A 24,318-nucleotide genomic window follows, 5' to 3' on the forward strand; every position below is an offset into this window, starting at 1 on the left:
GACGGCGCAGGATCGCCGTCGCGTCGGGGCGGTCTCAGCCCTCGGCCCGGCGCGTCCGGTCGGTCCGGCCGGGCACCGGCTCCCCCGCCGCAGCCGCGGCCGGAACCGCGGCGCCGAAGAGGATCGCCTCGACGATCTGCCGGTAGCGCCCCGCGTAGTCCTCGGTCGCGATCGGCGGAAGCGTCTGGTTCACGCCCCGTGCGGCATCGGTGAGAAGCTGGGCCAGCTCCGCGGGCGTCCCTCGGTCGATCGTGCCCCCCATCGCGGATCGCTACCGGCTCCGAGGGGCCGAAGCCCGCTCCGCGGACGCCCGCGCCTGCCGAACGACCTCCTCCGGTGTCGGAGGGTTGGCCGGGTGGTAGGAGAGGCAGATCGGCGTGCGTAGCTTGGCCGGTCGTCCCGACCCTTCCGTCGCGTAGTAGAACTCGCCCGCGCCCAGCTTGCCGATATCGGACGCCGTGCCGCCATTCGCGGCGATGATCTCCTGGGCGGCCGCGATGGTCGCGGGGGCGCTCTGCCGGCCGAAGAACTGCGTGGTGCAGTTGGAGACGACCTGATTGTGGATGCCCCGCGGCACCTGCGTCGCCACGATCATCCCGAGCCCATATTTGCGGCCCTGCGCCACCAGCTAGATGCCGCTGCCGAGGCTCGGCGCGGTCTTCTGCGCCGGCAGGAAGGTCTGCGCCTCGTCCACCACGTAGAGCATGCCGCGGGGCGAGGGGTTGTTCTTGATCCAGCCGAACAGCGTCATCTGCAGGCGGTTCACGAAGTCCTCGCGCGCCGCCTCCGAGCCCAGCCCCGACAGGTTGATCACCGAGATGCGGGTGCGGGCCGGGTCGGGACCGAAGAACAGGTGGCGCGGGTCGAGCAGCCGGTCGACGATGGCCGTCGCCGCGAAAAGCCCCTCGCACGCGACCAGGAGTGCGCTGCGGCCGCCATCGGAGACCTCCGAAACGAGGGCACCGACGCCGTCTCGGCCGGTCCCGACGACGACCATGTGCTGCCCCGGCACGAGGCGGACGATGCCTCGCGCCAGATCGCCTGCCGTGATCCGCGGCCGGGCCGCAGCGTCGGGATCGAGGGACGATCGCACACCGAAACCGTGTTGCCGGAGTGACCGCCGACGTTCGAGCGTCGCGCAGCCTTCACGCGCCCATTCAACACAGGCTTTTGATCCTGGCTACCGGATTCACATCCTCAGGTTGGCCGTGCTGTGGAGACGGCCCGGATGCTTCGCCGCAATTCCCGTCCTCGCATTCGCCGATCGGCCCTTGCCGAAGATCCGGCGCAGCGGCGCACACGCGGCGCCTGTCCCTGGAGAGCGCCGCACGCCGTCCGCTCCCGCGGACACCCGCCGGGCCCCGACGCGATTCGAACGTGCGACCTTCGCCTGAGGAGGGCGACGCAGCCGTCCCTTCGAGCGACCAGGGCATTCGAATCGCCCCGCACGGCGCCGTTGCGTCGGCGGTCCGGTTGAGCTGCTCGCGAGCCACTGTCAGCACCCGTAGCTCAGCTGGATAGAGCGTTGCCCTCCGAAGTCGGAGGACCCGGCTCGCCGATGAGCGTGCTGCATCTAATCGCTCCAACCGGTTGGCAGATCCGCTCGCGACCTCGGCGACGCGGTTACGTTTTGCCGGTGCTCAGGGGCCGCAACGGAGTTGGATCGGGCCGGTGCATCCCCGCTCCGGCACGATACGAGGTGGCAGTCAGGTAATCCGTGTCACGTCTCAGACGGCTTTGTTGCTGGGCGGCAATTTCTGACACCGCCTGATCCGACGAAGTCCCAGAGCGGCCCTCCAATTGGGATGGGCTTGCCTCCTGTCGCCGCGCCGTCCGGCGCCACCTCCTTGGGCTTCGGCTCATGAGCCAAAGCAGGCGCTGACAAGGTCCGCTTCAGGACAGTCTGATGGGTTGCCCGGGCGACTGATGTCGGACGGAAGTGGACTGTCCGCTTGCTCACGTCTGTAGGGAGCAGATCCCTGTGGAACTCTGCCCTGCCCACGCAAGCCCAGCACGACGGTCACGTCGGACCAGGCACGCGGCGCCGCGCCGCTACACTGTGTTACGAAGACTGGCTCGCCCGCGGGCACCCATCGCGCTATCCGATGAAGCACGCTGGGGGCTGACCGTGGATCACATCGACCATGTCCTGATCGTCGACGACGACCGAGAAATCCGCGACTTGCTGTCGAACTACCTCAGGAAAAACGGCCTCCGCGTGACGCTGGCCGCGGACGGGCGGCAGATGCGCGCGTTCCTCGACGCCGACCGGGTCGACCTCGTCGTGCTCGACATCATGATGCCGGGCGATGACGGTCTCGTCCTGTGCCGGGAGCTGCGCTCGGGCAGGCACAAGGCCACCCCGGTCCTGATGCTGACGGCCCGCAGCGACGAGACGGACCGCATCGTCGGCCTGGAGATGGGTGCGGACGACTACCTGGTGAAGCCGTTCGCGGCCCGGGAACTCCTCGCGCGGATCAAGGCCGTGCTCCGCCGTACCCGGATGCTGCCACCCAACCTCCAGGTGACCGAGGCAGGCCGGCTTCTCGCCTTCGGGGCGTGGCAGCTCGACACCACCGCCCGTCATCTCATCGACGCGACAGGAACGGTCGTCCCCCTCAGCGGCGCGGAGTACCGGCTTCTGCGCGTGCTGCTCGATCACCCGCAGCGGGTCCTGTCGCGCGACCAGTTGCTCAACCTGACACAGGGCCGTGATGCCGAACTGTTCGACCGATCCGTCGACCTGCTCGTCAGCCGCCTGCGGCAGCGGCTGAAGGACGATGCCCGCGAGCCCGCCTACATCAAGACGGTGCGTAGCGAAGGCTATGTCTTTGCCATGCCCATTACCATCGCGCAGGCGCGCGAGGGATGATGGCATCCCTTCTGGTTTGGCCGGGCAGCCTGCGGGGCCGCCTGTTCCTGATCCTGCTCGCAGGTCTCCTGAGCGCTCAGCTTCTGTCGTTTGCGGTCACAAGAGCCGAGCGGGACCAGACGGCGCGCGCCGTCATGCTGACGACGCTCCAGCGCGACGTCGTCGTCGCGGTCGCGCTGCTCGATCGCCTGCCGGCCGCCGAGCGGTCCGAATGGCTCCCGCTCCTCGAAAGGCCGACCTATCGCTTCGCGCTCGGCTCCGGTTCGCCGGGGACTGCGGCGCTCTCGTCCCGTCTGACGATGATCGCGGACGAGATACGCGCCGCGCTGGAGCCGCGCTTCCCCGTTCGGTTCGATGCGGTGTCCGGCTCGCCGGTGCGACTGCAGGGGCACGTCGCCCTGAGTGACGGCTCGGCCCTCACCATCGCGGTCCAGCCGACCCTGCGGCCCGTGGCATCGTGGCTGCCCGTCGCGCTGGCCCTGCAGCTGCTCGTGCTCGTCGGCTGCGTCTGGTTCGCCGTGCGGCTCGCCGTCCGGCCGCTGACGCGCTTCGCGCAGGCCGCCGACGCGCTGGAGCCGGGGCGACCGGCCACGCCTTTCGCGGAGGCAGGGCCCGATGAGGTCGCGCGCGCCGCGCGAGCCCTCAACGCGATGCAGCAGCGGGTGTCCCGCCACCTCGACGAACGCGTCCGCATCCTCGCGGCGATCTCCCACGATCTCCAGACACCGATCACCCGGATGCGGTTGCGCGTGGAGACAGGCGTCGAGGGCCCCGAACAGGACCGGATCCTCGGCGATCTCGAAGCGATCGAGACCCTCGTCCGCGAGGGGATTGCCTACGCCCGCAGCGTGCACGGAGACGTCGAGCCACCCACCCGCCTCGATCTGCGCGCCTTTCTCGAGAGCATCGCCTTCGACTACCAGGACACAGGGTGCGACGTCGCGGTCTCCGGCCTGCCGGAGGTGACGATCGTGACGCGCCCGCAAGCCCTGCGCCGGATCCTGACGAACCTGATCGACAACGCGATCCGATATGCCAACCGGGCAGAGCTCGATCTGCAGGTCGTCCAGGACAGGATCACCATCGCGGTGCTGGATCGTGGACCCGGCATCCCCGCGGACAAGCTCGATGCCGTGCTGCTTCCCTTCGTCCGCCTGGAGGGATCGCGCAGCCGTGAGACCGGCGGCACCGGACTCGGCCTCGCCATCGCCGATCAGCTCGCTTCCGCGATCGGCGGACGGCTCAGGCTCAGCAACCGCCCGGGCGGCGGCCTGGAGGCGGCCGTCACGCTCTCGTGACGCGGGTCCGGCGCGGCCCGCACGACCGATCAACCGGACCTGTCGGCGAGATCGTCGAGGGCGAGCCACCGCGTGATGCCCAGCGCGCGGAGAAAAGCCTCGTCGTGACTGACGACCAGAAGAGCGCCGTCATAGGAAGCGAGCCCGGCCTCGACCGCCTCGACGGCTTCGAGGTCGAGGTGATTGGTCGGCTCGTCGAGAAGCAGGAGTTGCGGCGGGACCGCATTGCCGAGCACACAGGCCAGGGCGGCTCGAACCTGCTGACCGCCGCTCAACGCCGAGACGGGCCGATCCGCGGCGGCAGACCTGAACTGGAAGCGCGCCAGGGCCGCCCGGCATCCGTTGGCATCTTCCTCCGGATTGAGGCGGGCGAAGTTCTCCACCACGGTCTGGTTGTGGTCGAGGGCGGTGAGACCCTGGTCGAGGCGTGCCGTGCGCACGCCGACCGACACCCGCCCCGACCAGGGGCTGAGGCGGCCCTCGATGAGGTCAAGGAGCGTCGACTTCCCCGCCCCGTTGCGCCCGGAGATCGCGATGCGCTCCGGTCCGGTCACGGAAAGCGACACATCCTCCAGAATGGGCTGACCCGGCTGATGGCCGACGGTCGCCCGCTCGATCGACACGACCGACTTCGCAGCATGGAGGCCGCAGGACGGGACCGTGACTGAGACCGCCTTCACGGCCTCGATCCGGCTTCGGGCGTCCTCCAGCTTCTGGTGTGCCTCGGAACGCAGTCGCTCCGCCGCGCGTGCACTGCCGCCGGCCGTCTTCTCCGCATTGTCTCGGCGGGCGCCGACGAGGATCCGGGGAAGGTCGCCGCGGGCACCCCGGCGATGTCCGGCCGCATCGCGCTGCTGCTGGCGTTCGACGGTCTCCCGGGTCCTTCGTGCAAGGTCCGCCGTTCGCTTCTCGGCCACAGCGAGGTCATGCTCGGCCGCAGCGATCCGAACCGCCTTGGCCTCCTGATACGCATCGAAGTTCCCCGGATAGCGGCTCACCCCGGAGGGTTCGAGCTCCACGATGGCGTCCATGGCGTCGAGCAAGGATCGGTCGTGGCTGACCACGATTGCCCCCCCGCGCCAGTTCCGCAGAGCTGCGCACACGGCGGACCGCCCTTCGCGATCGAGGTCGTTGGTCGGTTCGTCGAGCAGCAGGAAATCCGGTCCTGCAAACATCGCCGCCGCGAGTGCCGCACGAGCGCGCTGCCCGCCGGAGAGGCAACACAGACGTGTCGCGGGGCTCACCGGTACACCCATCCGGTCCAGGGCCTCCGTGAGGCGCTCCTCCAGAGTCCAGTCGGCCTCGGCGAGCTCGTCGGCCGTGGCAGCACCGATCTCGGCGCGACGCAGCAATGCCAGCTTGGCGGTCGCACCGAAGAGATCGGCAACCGTCTCGTCAGGCGGGATGCTCGCGAACTGGCGCAACAACGCCACCGTACCCTCGACGATGATGCTGCCGCTTGTCGGCCTCAGGCGACCGGCCACGAGGTTCAGGACTGTGCTCTTCCCGGCGCCGTTCCGGCCGACGATGCCGGTTCGCTCCTGCGCGAAGCTGGCGCTGATGTCGGAGAGGACGGTGCGCCCGTCAGGCGCGGTCCACGTGATGTTCAGAAGGGAGAGATGCGCTGGCATGCGTTGAGGGATCCCTGGCGGCAAGGCGGTTCGGCATTGCGGTCAGGGACAGTCTCATCGGCGTCGCGGCTCCATCCGGCGGCCCTTCAATAACCTCGACCGGGGCCGGGCGTCCATCATTTCGCGCGGGCGCCGAGCCGGCCGGGGACGACAGGGCGGGATCCGCCACAGTTCGGGACGAGGCCCGCGGAACATCGCATGAGCATACGCTCATCTCGCGACCCAGCACTTTGTAAGCCTCTGTATCGAGCCGCGGCGCGGCATACAGATCCTCACATTGGGCCGCCCCGAGGCACACAGAGGAGACACGCCGCGTCCTCATCCATCGCGACATCCGCACCATCACAGCGTGAACGTCATCAAGGAGAATCATGACATGCCCGAGCAGAGTCACTTGACGCGTCGGCACTGGCTGAAGACCGCTGGCGCTCTCCTGGTGACGGGACCGGCCATGTCAGCGGAAGCGGTGGCCGCGCAGCCGGCCGGTCCGGCGACCTCGCAGGCGTCCTTCGGGCCTTTGAAGCAGATCGTCACCAGCGACCTGAACGTCGCCTACGTCGAGGCCGGGCCCCCGAGCGGGCAGCCGGTCCTGCTCCTCCACGGCTGGCCCTACGACATCCATAGCTACGTCGACGTCGCTCCGATCCTCGCCGCCGCGGGCTATCGCGTCCTGATCCCGTACCTGCGCGGCTATGGTGCGACGCGCTTCCTCTCGGACGCGACGCCGCGCAACGGCCAGCAGGCCGCTCTCGCCAACGACGCGCTGGAGTTCCTGAACGCGCTGAAAATCGAGACGGCGCTCGTCGCGGGCTACGACTGGGGCGCGCGCACCGCCTGCATCTTGGCTGCGCTCTGGCCCGAGCGCTGCAGGGGCTTGGTCTCTGTCAGTGGCTACCTGATCGGCAGCCAAGCCGCGAACGCGATGCCGTTGCCGCCCAGAGCCGAGCTGCAATGGTGGTACCAGTTCTACTTCGCAACCGAGCGGGGCCGCGAGGGTTACGCGCGCTACACGAAGGACTTCGCCCGGCTGATCTGGCAGCTTGCCTCACCCAAATGGCAGTTCAGCGAGGAAACCTTCGCCCGTTCCGCCCCGGCCTTCGAGAACCCCGACCACGTCGCGGTCTCGATCCACAATTATCGCTGGCGTCTGAAGCTTGCGGAGGGTGAGGCCCGCTTCGACGAGACCGAGCGCAAACTGGCGGCCTTCCCGACCATTGCCGTCCCGACGATCACCATGGAGGGCGACGCGAACGGGGCGCCGCACCCCGAGCCCGCGACCTATGCCAAGAAGTTCACGGGCCGCTACGAGCACCGCCTGATCAGCGGTGGCATCGGGCACAATCTCCCGCAAGAGGCACCGCAGGCTTTCGCTCAGGCGGTGATCGATGTCGATGGCTTCTGATCTCCGCCCGCGCCGGCGTCTGTTGATCCCAGCCGCCGCCCTCGCCCTGGGACTCGCGCTCACGGCGACCGCTCAGGAAGCCGGCAAGCCCGCCTCGCCGATCTTCGGAGTCACCGTCCCGGACGGTTACCGGGCCTGGCAGCTCATCGCCCCTGCTCTGGAGGGGGAGCCGCTCAACGAGTTGCGCGCCGTCGTCGGCAACGACGTCGCGGTGAAGGCCTACACCAGCGGCACCCTGCCGTTTCCCGATGGGACGGTCCTGGTGAAGCTCGCTTGGCAACAGGTGCCCTCGCCCGAGTTCGAGCCGGCCACCGTGCCGGGCCGGGCCACCACCGTGCAGGTGATGGTCAAGGACGCCAAACGCTACCCGGAGACGGGCGGCTGGGGATTCGGACGCTTCGTCGACGGCAAGCCGGTCGACGAGGCTCAGCACCAGACCTGCTTCGCCTGTCACGAGGCCCGCGTGAAGGACCGCGACTACGTCTTCACGCGCTATGCCCGCTGACGCCCCGACCGCCGGACGTGTCCAGTCCGGCGGCTTGGTATACCATGGCCCCATGCCTCCGTTCCGAGCCGGCTTCTGGATCGTGGCACCCGTCATCGGAATGCTGGCGGGCCTGCTCTACGGTCTCATCTTCGATGTCGAGCTGCTGGTCTCCGGCATTCGTGGCGCCTTTATCGGCGCGCCCGTCCTCCTGTACGAGCGTGGCCTGCTGTTCCAGGCTTGGCGCGACCTGATCCGACGTGCTGCGACTCCCATCTTCGTGGCGGCGACGCTCGCCACCTACATCGCGATGATCGCGGCCGGGAATGCCGGTGCCGGTACGGTTCTGCACCACGCCTTCGGCTACATGCCGAACCCGCATGTCGCGATGCTGATGTCCGATGCTGGCCTCGCTTACGCCCTCGGAATTTCCGCATTGTCGGCCTTCGTCTTCCGCGTCCGGGATCTGATCGGGCCCCGCGTCTTCGCGAACCTGCTGATCGGGCGCTACCATCGACCGATCAGCGAGGAGCGCATCTTTCTCTTCCTCGACGTTGCAGGCTCGACTCGCTTCGCTGAGCAGCACGGCGACTTGGCGGCTCAGCGCTATCTTGGCGCGATCTTCAGCGCGCTCGCCTTGCCGGTGCACCGCGCACGCGGCTCCATCGACGATTATGTCGGTGACATGGCCCTCGTGAGCTGGACGATGAAGCGAGGAACGCGAGATGCAGCGTGTCTGCGGTGCGTTTTCGATTTCGCACAGGTGATCGCCGACGACGCCGAGCGCTGGGTGGCAGAGTTCGGCCAAGTTCCGGGCTTCCGCGCCGTACTTCACTGCGGCTCGGTCGTGACCGCTGAAATCGGACTTGAACGACACAAGATCGCGTATTTCGGTGACACGCTGAACACCACGAGCCGTCTCGAATTGGTCGCGAAGGAACTCGGCGTCTCGATCCTCATCTCGGGCGACCTGCTTGATCGGCTCGGCACGCTGCCAAGCGGCATCATCGTCGAGGATCTGGGCTCGCGTACTGTCCGTGGACGCCATGAGCCACTTCGCATCGCAGCCGTTCACAATGGCTTCGGGCTGAGTTCCACGTCGCAGGCCTCCGCGAGGCACGGTGCCGAAACGGGCTGACCCAAGCCCCACATTTCGCAACGGTCGACCGGAAAAATTTCTACGATAACTTCTCCAGTCGGTGGGCGCGGTCTCTGACTATGGCGCCATCATGATGGTCCGACCGTTCGCACAGCCTATGCGCAAAGTCCGCTTCCTGGCTTGGAGCGAAGATCTGGAAGTGGCGCAACGTTGGGCACGCGCGCCGTAGAGACGCTCCGGAGCTCCCGCCAACACCTTCTAGCCTCCCTGAGCTGATGCTCCAGCTAACCGGCTCATGGCGTTGGCTAGGAGAACCAGTGTCTCCGGTCCCAATTTCCGGCTCCACCCGAAGGCTGTGCTTGGGCCTCGCGGCAGCCCTGGAGCAGGCCAAACTGGAGAGCATCAGCCCGCATGAGCTCCGGCACTTGTACGCCGGCACCATGGCCCAGGGTGCGCCGGTGCTCGGCCGCCAGAAGATCCCGTTCAGGACCCGCCGGTCGTCCACGCGCTCCTGGCCGCGCAAATCTGTCGGCAACGGCGGCTCGATCACCACCCTCTCGGCATCCGACAGGTCGAACCGCGCCATCCGGGCCCGTCCTACGCAAAGGCCCAACGATGCCGCGGCTTATCTGAACAGGCTGAAACGGGGGGGCTCGCCCTCGGGATCGATCACGACCGTCGCGGTCCGGCCTGCGACCAGCCGGGTCTCGTCCGGATTGCCGTCCAGCTTGATCCGCACCGGGATGCGTTGGGCGAGCCGGACCCAGGCGAAGGTCGGGTTGACGCTGGCGAGAAGGTTTGAGCCTGCCGTTCGCTCGCGGTCTTCAATGCCACCCGCGAAACTCTCCACATGGCCGGTCAGCTCACCCTTCTCGCCCATCAGGCGGATGCGGGCCTTGTCGCCCACATGGATGCGCGGCAGCTTGGTTTCCTCGAAATAGCCCTCGACCCGCAGGGTGTCGCTGTCGATCAGGGCCATCACGCCGTGGCCGGTCGAGACGTAGGTGCCGGGCCGCAGGCCCATGTTGGTGATGCGTCCGTTGACCGAGGCCTTCACGGCGGAGCGGTCGAGATTGAGCTTGGCGAGGTCACGGTCTGCCGTCGCTCGGCCATAAGCGGCCTTGGCCTCCAAGTCCGCCGCCTGCGCGGCCTCGACCCGCTGCTGGGACGCCGCGGCGTCGCTCAGCTTCAGGTAGCGGGCGTAGTCCGCCGAGGCCTGCGCGGCGGTCGCCTTCTTCCCTTCGACGACCGCCTCGGCTTGGCGCAGGGCCAGTGCGAAGCGATCGGGGTCGATGCGGAAGAGGACGTCACCCCGCTTCACCACTTGGTTGTCGGCGATCAGCACCTCGGTGACGAGGCCGGAGACGTCAGGAGCCACCTGCACCACGTCGGCTCGCACCCGCCCGTCCCGGGTCCAGGGAGCCTCCATGTAGTAGTCCCACAGGGCGAGGCCGACGACGATGGCGACGGCGACCATCCCGAGGGTGACGAGGACGCGGAACGAGTGGGCGAGCAACCGAGGCATGGGGTTCATCCGGAAGGTCTGAGGCGTAGCCGGGCAGCCGGACACGCCCGCCGATCAGGAGGTGAAAGGCACCGCGATGGAGACGACGATGCCGAGGAGCACGACGTAGAGCGCGAGATCGAACAGAGGCCGGTGCCAGACAAGGCGATAGAACCCCGTCCGGGCCAGCACGCCCCTCAGGGCGAGGCTGACGGCGAAGGCGAGCAGCATCCAGGCGGCCAGACTCGGCACGAAGACACCGTAGAGGTCGAGTTCACCCCTCATGCCGCGAGCTCTGGATGCGTGGTCGAAGGGAGGGTCGGACGATAGGGCGGCGCATCGGGGAACAGGCCGCGCCGGATGCCGACGAGCCCCATTAGCGCCGCCCGGCCGGGGGCCCGCCGCGCATCGAGAGATACGGCATCGAGCGCCCCGTCGATGGCGTCGAGCAGGCCGGGGGTGGGCTCCTCCTTGACCCCGAAATGGCGCGACAACGCACCGAGAAGAGTCTCGACGGCCTCCCGCGCCGGATTCGACAAATGTTGGCGGTCGCGCCTCAGCTCCACGATGTTGATGCCGACACGGACCTCGGCCAGGAGGTCGGCCGTCCACTCCGCGTCGTCCGACGGCAGGGCGGCCAGCCGCGGTGCGATCAGGCCGACCCGGTCGAGCATCAGAGCCGCGAGTTCGAGACCGTTCTGCGCGCCCTGGCGCTCGGCGGCGCGAGCGAGGCTGCGGCGGTTGATGACCCGCAGGCGCCGCGCCGACCAATCGGCGCCGACCGAGCGGATGAGGCGCGTGACGATGGCGGCGACCCACATCCCAACGATGACGGCGACGGAGGAGTTGGCAAAGGCGGCGAAGTCGCCCGTGTAGCTTCCCTGGAGGGCGATCATGGCCGAGCCGTTGACCGCGGCGCCCATCGCCAGGGGCGCCGTCTTCGGCTGCGCCATGAAGACTCCGCAGGTCAGGAGGGCCGGGGCCAACGCCAGGACCAGCATCTCGAACGTGGTGGCCAGCGGCAGGACCGCGAAGAGGTAGAGTCCCGCCCCGAGGGCGCCGAGGATGGCCGAGTTGGCGAAGCTGACGATGAAAGGCGCGGGGTCGTCCTGGGCCGCGAAGAAGCTGCATCCCACCGCCGCCATCATCGGAGCGGCCGACCCGTGCGGCCATCCGGTCGCGATCCAGATCGCGCAGGTGACCAGGATGGTCAGAAACACGCCCATCGCCGACAGCAGCGCCATGCCATGGTCGCGATGTCGGATCGCGCGCGCCGCGGCCGTGTACCGGAAGGCCAGATCCTCGGTGACAGGAGTGCCGTCCGCAAGGTGCCGCTGCAGGATCCGTGTGTCCTGACGCAAGTCGATGAAGTCGCGCAGGCGCGCCAGAAGGCTCGCGAGGACCAGAGCATTCCACGGCGGTTGCTTGCCGAGTTCGGGTTCGAGGGTGTTCGCGGCGGCCTTCAGGCGGTCGGCTTCAGCCCGCTCGGTGGTTCCCGACACGAGCCAGGCGGCCATATCGTCGAGGAGCGTGCGCAGGCGCTGCGGCAACGCGTGCGCACGCTCCAGAGTCTCGATGCGATCCGAGATCGCCGAGGCGATGGGCAGGAACATCAGCATGTGCTGGCGCAGGGTCGCCATGGCCTCGGCCGACCGCTCCGCACCGGTCATGTCGTAGCGCAGCGGCATCGCCAGCGCGTCGAAGGCGACGGCGTCCGAGGCCAGCTTCAATCGCGTCGCCTGCGTGTCCCCCGCCGTGCGGGCACGGCCGAGGACGTCGATGACCCAGCCCCGGGCGTCACGCAGCCAGAGATCGAGCCGGCCGGCGATCACGGGCGCCACCGATTGCGGCAGCACGACCGTGTTGACGAGGCTGGCGCAGAGAATACCGAGGGTGATCTCCTCGGCCCGTGCCACGGCGGTATCGAACATCGTTTCGGGGGCGCCGACGGACGGGAACCCGATCAGCGCCGCCGTATAACCGCCGAGCATCATCAGGTAGCTTCGCGGAGTGCGGTCGAGCAGGGAGAAGTACAGACAGCCCGCCACCCAGAGCGCGATGGCGAGGGTGAGGAGTTCCGGGGCGTTCACGAGATTCGGCACGAGGGCCACCGTGACCACGGCCCCGAGCAGGGTTCCGAGCACCCGGTAGAGTGCCTTGGAGCGGGTGGCGCCGGCCAGCACCTGGCTGGTGATGTAGACGGTGCCGAGCGCCCAGTAAGGGTTCGGAAGGTCGATCCAGAACGCCAGGAACAGGGCCAGCATGCCGGCCCCGAAGGTCTTCATCGAGAAGGCCCAGTCGCGCCAGCCCGGTAGGGTCATTCCGCGGCCTCGTCGTGCGCGACCTTGTCCCGAGCGGTACGGGGTTCGGACGGGCGGTCCACATGATCCTGCACCGCCTGGAACACCCGCAGGCTCGCTTCGAGGTCGGCTGCGCTCACCTTCGAGAATACCGCCTTCCGCAACCGGTCGAGGTCGGCCTCGATCCCCGCGACCACCGAACGTCCGGTGGCGGTGAGGCTCAGGATCTTGGCGCGACGGTCGGTCGGGTCTTCCTTTCGGACGACGAGACCCGCCGTCTCGAGCTGATCGAGGAGGCGCACGAGCGACGGACCCTCGATGCCGACAGCCTCTGCGAGGATGTTCTGGCGTGGTTCGCCGCCCAGGCGTCCGATCTGCACCAGCGGCAGCGCCTTCGCCTCCGAGACCCCGTGCGCCTCCGCGTGAGCGTTGGCGAGACGCCTCCACTGCCGGCCGGAGAGAAGAAGCCCGTGGGTGTAGGTCAACAAGAGCTGGCTGAGGTTCTGGGCCGCCATCCGACCTCTTCCTCATCGACGGGGAAAGGCCCCAGGATCCGCTCTGAAATAGATAGTATCCTATCAATTAGCAAGGAACCATTCGAGAGTGGCGTTGGCTTCCAGGCGGCTTCATCGCAACGATGCAGGCAGGCTTTCTGTCAGGCAGGGGCACCGACGCGGTCGCCGCAGGGGCGGCGACAGGTCAGTCCGAGTTCATGGGATGCGTCTCGGTTGCTCAATCCGGCGCGCCAAGTCCAGCATCTGGGTCATTGTTTCACCGCGCATTCTCTCGAAACGCCGGGATTCGCTTCATTCGAATACGCTTCAGAAATCACGCTGTACGCGAAAGCGAGCTTGGAACGTGTCCTGTTGAGTCACCGTGAAGATATTTGCGCCGGCCGGAGCGCTGCGGTCTGCCCTGAGGGCACGACCACTGAGAAGACCGACCTTGCTGTACACAGCCTCGGCACCGATATCGAGATCTTTTACCGGGGACCATATGAGACTCGCGCCCGTTACGACTTGGTACGTGTCACGGAGAACGGAGTTGAGGCTGAAGCCGAATGTTCCCGGTGCGGCTGTAATCAGATTGGCCGTCGGATAGGTCGTCGTTCCATTCTGCAGCGCGCCGCTGGCTACGCCGATGCTGGATAACTCTGGTCGAAGATGAGATGGAAAGCGCATCTCCCCGTAGCTGCCGAAAAACGCGGAACGCCATTCGGGGGCCCAGTAATGGAGGTACGAACCGACCACCGTAAAGCTGTTGGACAACTCGATGCGACCCGTGGTCGGACTCACGACCGCATCGGCGAGCCACTGGCTGAACAGGCCGCCCGCGAATGGCGCGCTCTGATTCGTATAGGTGCCGCTGAAGGCGGTATACCCGGTGTAGATAGCAGCGCCCTCGCCGTAGGCACCCTGCAGATAGAAAGAATCGCCTGGAGCAATAAAGGGGGTATTCACCTGCAGGCCGCCTTGCAGAGCCCAGCCATAGGTGGTCTGAGCACCGACAAAAGCGCCGGTCGGAATGCGCGAGGCTGCGGAAGAGTCGAGAAAGGTTGCCCCGAGCGGGCCGCCAACATTGATGTCCTTCATCGCCGCCGAGACTTGGGCAGACCCCCAAGCCGCGTCGTAGCGCAACGCGCTGACGAAGTCCGGCATGCGGGAGCGCTGTACCGCGTCGATCTGGGTCACGCCGGTAACGGCACCCGCAGCATCACGCGAGACGATAACCGGTGTCGGAGCGGTCGTGAATTGGGTCGAAACTGCTGCGGTGCCGATGCCCTGAGAAGGGGAACCGGTCTGTGCATAGAGCGGATTCTTCCGAAAAATCGGATCTTCGATGGCCAGAGTCAGACTGACATCTTCGTTCAAGGTCGCCGTATAGGCGAGGACGTTGGTGGAAGGGACATTCGAGCCGAGCGTCGCGCCGACAATTTCGAAATCGTGAGCGTAGAAGTCGAAGAACGACGAAGCGCGACCGGCCGTCAGTCCCGCGAATTGCACGAAGGCCTTATCGGCAACGACGAAGTTTTGCACCCGCCCGAACGTGTCCTGGCCGACGCCTGGGAAGGCATTCGCGATACGCTGTTGTGTCCCGGAAGCCAGGAAGGGACCTGATCGGTCGGCAAGATCGGCCCTGAGGAAGGCGCGCAGGGTGCCGTTCGCGGTTTCGGTGCGGGCATCGAAGTTGATGCGCAACTGACCTCGGGACTGAAATGTATCGCCGGCGCCGGGGACCTGCCGGCTGCCCGGTGCCATGTACCCGGCTTCATATCGAGCCCGGCCCGAGATCTGGAGGCAGGTTTCGGTTCCCGGAATATAGAAGAACCCACCTCCATAAGCAGAGCAGGTGCGTACATACTCGATGGAAGCCGCATTTCTGTGAGATAGATCGGCGGCTTGCCCCGTGGCAGCGGCTGCCAATCCTGCCGACGAGCCGAGCAAAATGCCTATGACCAGCTTCATTTTGCACTCCCATCAAGGTGTCCGGGACGCAAGCATTGAGTCGCTTCACCAGAAATGTATCTTGCATGCGCTTCGAGAGCTAATATCCTCCTCCGTTCCAAACGCGAAACGAGAGCATATGATATAATTGTGCAAATATTCTTACTACCGCATCCCGTGATTTTCAATATAAACGCCTGCGCCCTTTCATACAAATAGAACGGATGCCGGGCGAATGTTATCTCTTACGTGTTGCGCGAAAGCTGCAGTACGCATCGATGACATAGATCAATCATTGCGCATGCAAATGTGGCAGCCGAAGCCACTGATGAGATCGGCTGAGCATCATGTCCCTCAGAGCGTGTTCTTATAAATCTGTCCATTTTTCATAATCAGGCGAATCCGCTTCGTCTCCGCGATCAGCGCCGTCTCGGTCAGGGGATCGCCGTCCACCAGCAGAAGGTCGGCGAGCGCTCCGCCCTCGACGACCCCGAGCTTGCCGGGATAGGGGCTGCGCGGTCCTGAGAGGGCGAGAAGCTCCGCGTTCCCGGCTGTTGCCATGCACAGCAGCTCCGCCGGACTGTACCATCGCGTCAGCTTGGCGAGTTGAGCACCTTGTCGCGCGGCGACTTTCGCCGAGAAGAGGATATCGGTTCCGAACGCCGTCTTGATCTTGTATTGTATCGCCAATCGGTACGCATCGTCCGTCCCCGTCAGAATCTTCACTTGCGCCGCGCGATTGGAGGAGCCCGGTGGAAACGGCGTCGCATCCTCGTCATCGAGAAAGGGTTGGAGACTCCACCAGACACCTTTCTCGGCCATCAGCTGCGCCGCCTCGTCGTCGGCGAGGTGACCGTGTTCGATGCATCTCACGCCGACCCTGATCGCGGCTTTGATCGCTTTCGGCGTGTAAGCATGGACGGTGACGTAGGTGTTCCAATCGTCCGCCGCTTGGACTGCGGCTCTCAACTCGATCTCGGTGTATTGCGTCGAGTCGATCGGATCATGGTCGGAGGTGACGCCTCCTCCGGCCATCACCTTGATCTGGCTCGCACCCAGGAAGAGCTGTTCGCGCGTCCGGCGAAGCACCTCGGCGGTTCCGTCGGCGATGGCGGCGGCCCCGATGCGTTCCGTGAAATGAACGGGATCGCTGTTCGCCCGCGGCAGGTCGTGGAGCGTGCGGAAGTCTCCGTGGCCGGACGTCTGCGAGATCATCGCACCGGCGGGCCAGATACGCGGTCCGACGATGGTCCCCTCGTCGATGGCCCGCTTGAGGCCGAAGACGGGGCCGCCGACGTCACGCACCGAGGTGAAGCCGCGCATCAGCATCTCGCCGGCGGCCCTGCCGGCGCGCAACATCAGGTAGTTCGGGTCCGCCGTCATCGCCTGCTGCAGCGGGACCGTCGAAAAGATCAGGTGGGTGTGGGCATCGATCAAGCCCGGCATCAACACGCATCCGGCCCCATCGACCGTTTGCGCCTCTTCGACCGGGCCGACGCCGCCCTGGTGGACGGCTTCGATGCGGCTTCCCGCGACAAGTACCTGCACGCCCTCGCGGAGGGTGGGGGAAACGCCGTCGAACAGGCGGATGTTCGTGAACAGGACCGGTCGCGGCTGCTCCGTCGGCACCGCCCGCGGGGCTCCCTGCGCCTCGGCACCGGAGCCGAGACTCGCCAACGACGCTGCCATCCCCGTCAGGAACCCCCGCCGGGAGAAGGCGGTGGCGACGCGATCCATGGCGATCCGGGCGTCGGGCCGGTGGCATAGGCAACCGCTGCCGACGAGCGTGTCGGCCACCGACGTGCAGGTGAACATGCGCTCTCCCCTGTTCGACTTCGAACCGCGTGGCGGAGTTCAGATCGTCGGCGCTTGATCCGGTGCCCCTTCGACCTCAGCTCGGACGCGGTGCCGGGGTCATCGGTGCTCGCCGATGGTCCCGCGCTTCCGGCTCCGGTGCATCGGCCGGAAGGTCTCCCGGATGGTAGTCGGGGAGCCATGCGGCCGGGATGATTGAGAGCAACGCGACCAGAGCCATGATGAGCAGTCCCATCTTCAGCGCGCGCAGGCGCGCTTCGGTGTTGACGCGCACGGCCTCATCGACTTGCGCCGGCGAGGCCGATGTCTTCGCCATCGCTTCGCGAAGTCGATCGTTGCTGACGAAGTTGATGCTATCGAGATTCACCTGCGATTGAATCTCGGGCGGCAGCAGCGGGTTTTCAGCGATGCTTCGAAAGATGCCGGCGCTGAGCAGGCCGACGAGAAGTGCGCCGGCGACTGCCGTCCCGACCGCCGCCGCCAAGTTCTGCGTCGTTCCCCGGAGGGACCCCACGTCACCGGCCAATTCCTTCGGCGACGACGTGACCAGCACGTTGAACAGCAGGGTCACCAGAGATCCCTGGCCGATGCCGAAGACGACGAGGCCGATCAGCACGGGCAACTCGCTCCAGTCGTTGCGGACGACGTAAGCGAGCCACAGGAGCGCAACGGTGCAGAGGATGAAGCCGAAGCGGCCGATCTGCCGGGGGTTCAGTTTCGAGTAGAACCGGACGATCAGCATCGCCGAGAAGAAGACGGACAGGTTGAACGGCATCATCGCGACGGCCGTGGCGAGCGGCGACCGCCCCTGGACGATCTGGATGTAGAGGGGCACCGAAAAGTTGAGCATCGCCTCGAGCGCTACCACGGCGAACAGCGCGTAGACGGCCGCGCGCTCTTTGCGGGAATCGATCACGGCCAGCGCGAGCAACGGCGTCTTTCGCTCCCGCTCGCGCCTGCGGGTCCAAGACAGGAAGGCCTGCCCGAGGATGATTCCCAGAACGATCAGGACCGGTGCCGGCGAGAACCCGAAGAGATTGAACGGAGCGGCCGGTTGGGCCACGCCGAGGCCCCAGCTGTTGAGATTGTTGAAGCCGAAGACGATCAGGATGATGGCCGAGGCCGCAAGGGCGACTCCGACCAGATCGATTCTGACGTCGGGGCGCCCGGCATCCGGCCGGAGCCTGAAGCTCAGCAGGAAGACCAGCGCCGAGAGGGCGATCAGGAAACCGAAGGCGGGGCGCCAGCCGATATAGGTTCCCAGCACGCCGCCGATGATGAACGCGGCGACACCGGCTCCGGCCCGGGCTGATCCGAGCGCACCCAGGGCGGTGGCCTGCTGTGTGCCGCGGTAGTTCTCCGCGATCAGGGCGACGAGCGATGGCACCAGCGCCGCCCCGGCCGCGCCGCAGGCCGCCTGCGCCGCAAGCATCATCGTCGCGTTGAGGCTGAAGGTCATCACGACCTGTGCCAGCCCAAAGACGGCGATGACGATCCGGAAGACCTGCAGCGCGCCGAAGCGTTGGTTGAGCTTGGCCCCGAGCATGACGAAGCCGGCGACTGCCATCGAGTACATGACGATCCCCGTGGCTACGGTCGTCGGTGGCACGCGGAAGCTTTCGACCATGCCGCTCAAGGCGACGGGCAAAGAGGCGACGTTGAACGACATCAAGGACTGGCCGAGCGCGATGGCGATCATCGGCACCCACGACGCCTGCGCCTCGAAACGCATCGCGGCCTGCGGAGAAGATCCAACCGACATGTCTTTGCTCCGAGCGACGAAGGGGCCATGCCTCCTTTGACGTGGCGCCTCCTCACACCACAGGGGTCGAGACGAAAAGGTCCATGCCCAGGCTCTGCGACAGGAACTTCGCCGCCAGCTGCCCGCGGACACTGTTGCCGGCGACATCCAGGGGAGGCGCGAACGTACCGAAGCCGCCCTTGCCCGGAGAGACGGCGACGATGCCGCCGCCGATGCCGCTCTTTCCCGGCAGGCCGATATCGTAGAGCCAGTCGCCCGAGGTTTCGTAAAGCCCGGCAATGGCCATGACGGCCAGGGCGTAATGGCAAACGGAGGGGGCCACGACCCGCTCCCCGGTCAGCGGATTGACGCCACCGTCGGCCAGGGTCGCGCCCATCACGGCGAGATCCCTGGCGCTCACGTTTAGCGAGCATTGCCGCGTATAGAGATCGGTGGCCATCTTCGGATCGCAGTAGATCCGGCCGAAGCTCTGGAGCAGCCTCGCGATGCTCCGGTTGCGGAAGTTCGTCTCCGAGGCCGAAGCGTAAACCTCATCGTTCAGGGACAGGGTCCGACCGGCGAAGCGCGAGAGGCCGGTATGGATGAACGCCCACTTCTCCTCGGAGGTGGCCCCCGGTGCCAAGCTGGTCGCGGCGATCGCGCCCGCATTGACCATCGGGTTCGTCCGCCCGCCGTCTCCCCGCTCGATGGAGGCCAGCGAGTTGAAGGCGAGGCCGGTGGCGTTGGCACCGATCTTGTTCCTTAACACCTCCGGTCCGTACACCTCACAGATCAGTGCGAAGATGAACGGCTTCGAGACGCTCATGATCGAGAATTCATGGTCGGTGTCCCCGGCCGCGAAAACTCTTCCGCTGGTTCCTACGAGGCAGATGCCGAAGAGCTCGCTCGGCACCCTGGCGAGGGCCGGGTACACCTGTGAGTTCTGTCCATCGGTGTTCGTCCTGAAACGCGCATGGGCCTCGTTGACGAGGTCTTGGACTTGACCTGCATCGGGCAGGTGACCGGTCGAGATGTAAGGGTGCTCGATGTAATCCGCAGTCAGAGTCGGAGCATGCATCGGACGATGACTCCTTAGCCTCGATCCCGCCGCGATTCGGCGGAAGTCATCTTTGGCTCCATCCCGAACAGCGATCAGTACCGCTGCTTCCGTTCCTGCCTCATGCGTTCGTGCTTGATGCGCCGCTTCTTCTCGAGGGCCCTGGGGCGGCCGATCGTCATCCTGGCGCTCGAGAGGGCCTGACCGGCCGCTCCCACAAGCGCGGACGGACCGATCGGAGCCGCAGAGCAGGGAATCGTCGAGAGAGGCAGGCCGGCGAGGGCAATGCCCGCGACGAGCAACATCCAGAGCTTGCACATCGAAGGAAACTCCCTGTCGTTCGAGGCAACGTACGCTCGTGCGATGCCTTCCGGGGCAGCATCGCGACGACGTGGACGAGAAGGCGCAGCCCCGGTTTCACGCTGCAGCCGCGTGGCGCCTTCCGGTTGTCGTGCAGGTTAGGCGGGCGCGGCAGCCTCTGCTATCGGGTGAAACCCGAGGTTGGCTGAGGAAAAACCCGAGACGCCACGTTGCGTCCGCTGCCGGATGAGGTCGGGCAAGCGGGGCTTGCGCTGCGGACATCAGAAGCGCGGCAGCGACCGGATGACCTGGCGCGCACCGTAGTGACCGTGGATGGTCAGGTCGTTGCCGACCTGCTTGAGGAGGGCGACAGGTATGGCGGTCCGCCCACCTCCGAGGCGACGCCGCAACGTGATGACGGCGACGGGCGTCATTCGGTCTTCCGCTACCCGGACGTCCCAGACACGTCCCACCCGTCTGCCGCCGTCGTCGTGGACGGGACGGCCTCGAAGCGCCGCATGCAGGGAGGAGGCAGTCATCTGGGCTGCCCAATCCGCTCTGTCCATCCGATGGGATCGGACTTCCCGGGCGTGGACCGAACCGGCGAGAAGCAAGACTGCTGCGAAGGACTCCCACGCACGGGCTGCAGTCCGCATCTCTCGTCTCCTGATCGAGCGCTCCGAGGACGGCCGCAGTTAAGACATTTTGGGCCAAGACGTCCTGGGCCAAGACATCCTGGGCCGATACATCCTGGGTCATGCCCTCGTGCGAGACCGGCGGACGACGGCTACGGTTCGCTCTTCCCGCTAGCGGCGCCAGTGGCGCCGGCGCCAATGCGGATGCCTCCAATGTGGCGGACCCTTCCAGCGGCGGTGCCTCCAACCGGGCGCCCAGTGTCGGCGAACCTCCAGGATCCCGGACCCGTCCATCGGTGGGACCACGATCGTCGACGGACCAACCGGAGCGGCCTGCCCGCTCGGTGTGAGGAACATGGCTCCTCCGAGGATCGCCACCGCAAGAAGGGCATGGCGGCTACTCATCCGGGACAGGTGCAAAGGCATGATCGAACTCCGATGGGGAAGACCGGTATTCTCCGGATGCCAAGCAAGCGCTGCCTTGAACGTTGATCTGAGCCCGCAGCACCGGAATGAAGGAAGGGCGCCTCTGCCGACGCCAATGAGACGGCATCCGGCCATCTCGACGACCGACGGAAGGTTAGACCGCGCCGCTCGCGGCTGATACCGGGCGAAATCCGAGATCGAGGAGGGGAAACTCCCGGTGCGCCACCGGATCATCCCTGAGAGGAAGCCGCATCCGTGAGTTCCCGCTGCGGCAGGCTACGCGTCGGCGCCCGATACCCAGGCATACCTCAACCAAGCAACGCCGTGGCTGATCAAGTCGAAACCGAGGATGAGGCCCAGGACCCAGACCCCGGTCTTCGGCAATCCCATCAGAATAAAAAATCCTGCCAAAACCCCAACCAAGCCCGCCAGGAACATGATCAGACCCACTTCGTTCCAGTGGCTGATGCTGAACAGGATGCGGAAAATCCCTGACAGGAGAAACAACAAGCCTATGACGTAGGTGAGGATCACCGCGCCGGACGCGGGCTGGCTCACGAGGACAATGCCTAAGCCGATATAGATCAGGCCCAGACCGGCCTGCCAGACATATCCGCCCCAGCCCTTCGTCCACACGACGTGGCCGATTTCGAACGCACCCACACCGATAGCGATGAGACCGATGAAGATCGTGCTGACGGTCGTCGCAAGGGCAACGTCACCCAGGACGAGCAGTCCGGCCAAGAGCAGCACGCCCCCGATCAGCACGCGGGCCCAGATGGGCGGTGTGGACGAGCCGAGGCTCGATGACCGAGATCCGGCGGTGAAGGTGCTCATGCTTCACTCCAAAGTTACATTCCCGGAGTCTCAGCGAGATCGAGCGGTCCAGCCGACGCCGCGGTGACGCGCGCCGCTCATGGCAGGGTATGGGCGCGCGTCGGGTCAGACCATCGGGTGAAACCTGAGGGGTACGAAGGAAATTCCCGCGGTCGGAACAGTGCGTCTCGGGGTCGATGACCCCTGGAACCGGCGGACGCGGCAGTGCTCCCGATCCCAAGCGTTGCTGCGCAGAGCGGCCGAGCGCGTCGTCGAACAAGGCTGCATTCGCCCATCGCGCGCTTCCTCGACACCGTCACGCCCGATGAGGCCGCAAGCGTTTTCGCCGCCGCAGGATAGGGTCGTGATGAACCGAAAAAGGCTTCAATCGGCGTCGCGCTTGGCCTGTGCCGCTTTGACGGATTGCGAGACGCGGCCGATCTGACTCGGCTCCAACTCCGTAAACCGCTTCTCGTTGGCGATCGGCCGCATACCCTCGTTGTGCCGTTCCTCGGTTGCCGGATGTTGCCGGGGGCGGGTCTGACGACGCCTCAAGGCCTCACCGAGATTGGCGCGCATCTGCTCACGACGGCGCTTCACCCGGAAGCGTTCGAGTTTGGCGTTGACCCGCCTGATGGCGCGGGCGAACACCTGCTTCTTGGCAGAAAGGCCCCGCTCACTGGCCTCCGCCGAGCCGATGCCGCTTGTGTCAGCCTTACCCCGCCGCGCACGCCGTCGTGTCCTGACGATGTCCCGAACGCGGTTACGCCGCTCACGCAGCCACTTGGCCAAGGCGATGGCATCGTCCTGTTCGAGTTTGCCCAGATCCGGATAATGACTGAGCTTGATGCGCTCGAGCTCGTCCTCAGAGAGAAGACGACGTTCGGATGCGATCCCAACTCCCATACCTTCCTCCTTCGCTTGGCGGAACGAAACAGGGACCAACGACTGGAGCGATGTGCCTCCTGTGAGGACGTTAGCCCTTTCGCGCGCATCTCAGCATTGACATCTGAGAAGCCGCTGAACGCACCGATGACTGCGCCGTCGCCGCTGAGGTTTCGACGATCGGCGGTTGCAGCGTCTGGCCTCTCTCATGCGACCCATGTCGCCCTCAGGGCATCGGCGAGAACCGGTTTCCGGTGTCGAGATCCGGCATTGAAGACGGCGCTCATCCGGTGCGCGAGACGACTCCCGTACGTTCGACGCTTCCGGGTTTCAGATTCAAACTTCCAAGCAGTCCTGGGATCCAGCGGGTCTCCGGATGCTGGTCGCAGAAGGTCAACACGGTGATCATAATGGGGACGCCGATGAAGGCGCCCGCCAGTCCCCAGAGATACATCCAGAAGAAGACCGCGAAGAGAACAACGAACGGCGACATGGCCAGTGCGCTGCCCGATACCCGCGGCTCGATAGCACTGCCGACGACGAACTGGATGAGATTGAGGCAAATGAAGACGCCGGCCGTCATGCTCCAGCTTTCGAACTGCACCAGGGTGAAGATGGTCGGGAAGACGGTCGCGATCAGGGGCCCGACGAAAGGGATGTAATTCAGGACGAAGGCGATGACACCCCATTCCGCCGCGAAGCGCAGGCCGATGGCGACTGCGAGAGCCCAGACAAGCAGCCCTGTGATGAGGCTCATCGCAGTCCTCACCAGCATGAACCGGCGCAGCTTGACCGCCGTCTCGGCCGTGCCGCCGACGAGGACGCGCGCGAGGCCGGGCCTGTCGAGCGCGGCGATCCGCCGGGCCGCCTCATCGACTTCGAGCAGTCCGAGAATGACGTAGACGAGCGCCACGACCCAGAAACTCACCGTCGTGTTGACTCTGCCCGTCAGCCCTTGGGCGGTGCGCATGAGCCAGCCGACGTTGAAGTGCTCCGACCAGACACCGTCCACCACGATGCCATATTCGCCGAGCCAAGCGGTCGTCCGGTCGTAGAGGGATTGAAGTCGGCCGGCATCGGCGATGAACCATTGCGCGACCCGTCCGAAAGCCCAGGCGGCAAGCGCCGCGAAGCCCAGAAACGCGACGATTATCGCGGTGATGGTGAGAGCGAGGGCGACGAGGCGCGGGAGTCGCGCCTGAAGCCCGCGCTGGAGCGGCCAAACGAGCGCAATCAAAAAGAGGGCGAAGGCCATCGGCGCAAACACGGTCACCGCGATGGAAGCGGCCGCGAGCACCGCGAGCAACGCAAGGATGCTGGCCGAGATCCGCAGCACATGATCCGTCATCATCGAGCCACGCTCCTGCCCCCACCCTCTGAGGTCCGCGTCCTTCTCAGTCCGAAGCGGCAGGCTTGTCGTTGCCGCGTCGGCCCAACACCTGATCCGTCCCCGGCCGGGTCCTAAGGACCGGGCTGGAGTGGGAGAGAGCCATGCCGACGGGCGTGCGGGAACTGACAGCGTGCTCGTGCCCTCAAAACCACCAGCGATCCTCTCGGATGGTTCAGCCCCGGCGTCTTGGGACCGACAGTAGGAGAGCGCGCGCCGATC

The 24,318-nt window shown here is 66.2% G+C and carries 22 protein-coding genes and 1 pseudogene; 5 read left to right on the top strand and 18 right to left on the bottom strand.

Annotation, left to right across the window (positions count from 1 at the left end; translation table 11 throughout):
• Positions 1-34: 34 nt before the first annotated feature.
• The 3 genes from ABS772_RS21275 to ABS772_RS21285 are packed head-to-tail and all read right to left on the bottom strand — an operon-like array spanning position 35 to position 997.
• Positions 35-262 (bottom strand): hypothetical protein, encoded by a 228-nt coding sequence (locus tag ABS772_RS21275; RefSeq protein WP_350396748.1) that lies wholly within the window; start codon positions 260-262, stop codon positions 35-37.
• 9 nt (positions 263-271) lie between these two features.
• The gene (locus tag ABS772_RS21280; RefSeq protein WP_350396749.1) at positions 272-625 is read right to left on the bottom strand and encodes a hypothetical protein; all 354 of its coding nucleotides are present in this window, start codon (positions 623-625) and stop codon (positions 272-274) included.
• Positions 626-628: 3 nt separating this feature from the next.
• Positions 629-997, bottom strand: coding sequence for a hypothetical protein (locus ABS772_RS21285; RefSeq protein ID WP_350396750.1), 369 nt, complete (start codon positions 995-997; stop codon positions 629-631).
• Positions 998-2,128: 1,131 nt separating this feature from the next.
• Between ABS772_RS21285 and ABS772_RS21290 the strand changes: the two genes are divergently transcribed.
• On the top strand, positions 2,129-2,872 hold the full coding sequence (locus tag ABS772_RS21290) for a response regulator (RefSeq protein WP_096483237.1): 744 nt from the start codon (positions 2,129-2,131) through the stop codon (positions 2,870-2,872).
• The gene (locus ABS772_RS21295) at positions 2,869-4,170 is read left to right on the top strand and encodes a sensor histidine kinase (protein ID WP_350396751.1); all 1,302 of its coding nucleotides are present in this window, start codon (positions 2,869-2,871) and stop codon (positions 4,168-4,170) included. The genes ABS772_RS21290 and ABS772_RS21295 overlap by 4 nt, the downstream gene beginning before the upstream one ends.
• Positions 4,171-4,199: 29 nt before the next feature.
• Here ABS772_RS21295 and ABS772_RS21300 read toward each other — a convergent pair whose 3' ends face one another.
• Positions 4,200-5,801, bottom strand: coding sequence for an ABC-F family ATP-binding cassette domain-containing protein (locus ABS772_RS21300; protein WP_350396753.1), 1,602 nt, complete (start codon positions 5,799-5,801; stop codon positions 4,200-4,202).
• A gap of 376 nt (positions 5,802-6,177) precedes the next feature.
• Between ABS772_RS21300 and ABS772_RS21305 the strand changes: the two genes are divergently transcribed.
• Genes ABS772_RS21305 through ABS772_RS21315 form a run of 3 tightly spaced genes read left to right on the top strand, consistent with a single transcriptional unit; the run spans position 6,178 to position 8,825 of the window.
• A complete protein-coding gene (locus ABS772_RS21305; protein WP_350396809.1) occupies positions 6,178-7,203 on the top strand; it encodes an alpha/beta fold hydrolase in 1,026 nt (341 codons plus the stop codon).
• Positions 7,187-7,708: a cytochrome P460 family protein gene (locus tag ABS772_RS21310; protein WP_350396754.1), complete on the top strand. Its 522-nt coding sequence runs from the start codon at positions 7,187-7,189 to the stop codon at positions 7,706-7,708. Before ABS772_RS21305 ends, ABS772_RS21310 begins: the two co-directional genes overlap by 17 nt.
• 52 nt (positions 7,709-7,760) lie before the next feature.
• Complete coding sequence (locus ABS772_RS21315; protein ID WP_350396756.1) at positions 7,761-8,825, top strand: adenylate/guanylate cyclase domain-containing protein; 1,065 nt, start codon at positions 7,761-7,763, stop codon at positions 8,823-8,825.
• A gap of 394 nt (positions 8,826-9,219) precedes the next feature.
• Here ABS772_RS21315 and ABS772_RS21320 read toward each other — a convergent pair.
• The 14 genes and pseudogenes from ABS772_RS21320 to ABS772_RS21385 form a co-directional block, all read right to left on the bottom strand.
• A pseudogene (locus ABS772_RS21320) lies at positions 9,220-9,372 on the bottom strand (transposase); the annotation flags it as partial.
• A gap of 39 nt (positions 9,373-9,411) precedes the next feature.
• Positions 9,412-10,311: an HlyD family secretion protein gene (locus ABS772_RS21325; protein ID WP_350396757.1), complete on the bottom strand. Its 900-nt coding sequence runs from the start codon at positions 10,309-10,311 to the stop codon at positions 9,412-9,414.
• A gap of 54 nt (positions 10,312-10,365) precedes the next feature.
• Positions 10,366-10,575 carry a DUF1656 domain-containing protein gene (locus ABS772_RS21330; protein WP_238253961.1) on the bottom strand — a complete coding sequence of 70 codons (210 nt, stop codon included), beginning with the start codon at positions 10,573-10,575 and terminating at the stop codon, positions 10,366-10,368.
• Positions 10,572-12,611: an FUSC family protein gene (locus ABS772_RS21335; protein WP_350396758.1), complete on the bottom strand. Its 2,040-nt coding sequence runs from the start codon at positions 12,609-12,611 to the stop codon at positions 10,572-10,574. Before ABS772_RS21335 ends, ABS772_RS21330 begins: the two co-directional genes overlap by 4 nt.
• Entirely contained in the window at positions 12,608-13,105 is a 498-nt protein-coding gene (locus ABS772_RS21340) for a MarR family winged helix-turn-helix transcriptional regulator (protein ID WP_350396759.1), read from the bottom strand. Before ABS772_RS21340 ends, ABS772_RS21335 begins: the two co-directional genes overlap by 4 nt.
• Positions 13,106-13,411: 306 nt before the next feature.
• Positions 13,412-15,055: a porin gene (locus tag ABS772_RS21345; protein ID WP_350396761.1), complete on the bottom strand. Its 1,644-nt coding sequence runs from the start codon at positions 15,053-15,055 to the stop codon at positions 13,412-13,414.
• A gap of 333 nt (positions 15,056-15,388) precedes the next feature.
• Positions 15,389-16,849 carry a metal-dependent hydrolase family protein gene (locus ABS772_RS21350; protein WP_350396762.1) on the bottom strand — a complete coding sequence of 487 codons (1,461 nt, stop codon included), beginning with the start codon at positions 16,847-16,849 and terminating at the stop codon, positions 15,389-15,391.
• Positions 16,850-16,925: 76 nt separating this feature from the next.
• Positions 16,926-18,611 (bottom strand): MFS transporter, encoded by a 1,686-nt coding sequence (locus ABS772_RS21355; protein WP_350396763.1) that lies wholly within the window; start codon positions 18,609-18,611, stop codon positions 16,926-16,928.
• Between the two features lie 52 nt (positions 18,612-18,663).
• On the bottom strand, positions 18,664-19,668 hold the full coding sequence (glsA, locus tag ABS772_RS21360; protein ID WP_350396764.1) for a glutaminase A: 1,005 nt from the start codon (positions 19,666-19,668) through the stop codon (positions 18,664-18,666).
• Positions 19,669-19,742: 74 nt separating this feature from the next.
• On the bottom strand, positions 19,743-19,967 hold the full coding sequence (locus tag ABS772_RS21365; protein ID WP_350396765.1) for a hypothetical protein: 225 nt from the start codon (positions 19,965-19,967) through the stop codon (positions 19,743-19,745).
• A gap of 261 nt (positions 19,968-20,228) precedes the next feature.
• Positions 20,229-20,603 carry a PRC-barrel domain-containing protein gene (locus ABS772_RS21370; protein WP_350396767.1) on the bottom strand — a complete coding sequence of 125 codons (375 nt, stop codon included), beginning with the start codon at positions 20,601-20,603 and terminating at the stop codon, positions 20,229-20,231.
• 681 nt (positions 20,604-21,284) lie between these two features.
• The gene (locus ABS772_RS21375) at positions 21,285-21,845 is read right to left on the bottom strand and encodes an HdeD family acid-resistance protein (RefSeq protein WP_350396769.1); all 561 of its coding nucleotides are present in this window, start codon (positions 21,843-21,845) and stop codon (positions 21,285-21,287) included.
• 363 nt (positions 21,846-22,208) lie between these two features.
• A complete protein-coding gene (locus ABS772_RS21380; protein ID WP_350396771.1) occupies positions 22,209-22,730 on the bottom strand; it encodes a hypothetical protein in 522 nt (173 codons plus the stop codon).
• Between the two features lie 262 nt (positions 22,731-22,992).
• Positions 22,993-24,060 (bottom strand): AI-2E family transporter, encoded by a 1,068-nt coding sequence (locus ABS772_RS21385; RefSeq protein ID WP_350396772.1) that lies wholly within the window; start codon positions 24,058-24,060, stop codon positions 22,993-22,995.
• Positions 24,061-24,318: the final 258 nt, after the last annotated feature.

It is taken from the genome of Methylorubrum podarium, from assembly GCF_040270385.1.
Lineage (GTDB): Bacteria > Pseudomonadota > Alphaproteobacteria > Rhizobiales > Beijerinckiaceae > Methylobacterium > Methylobacterium podarium.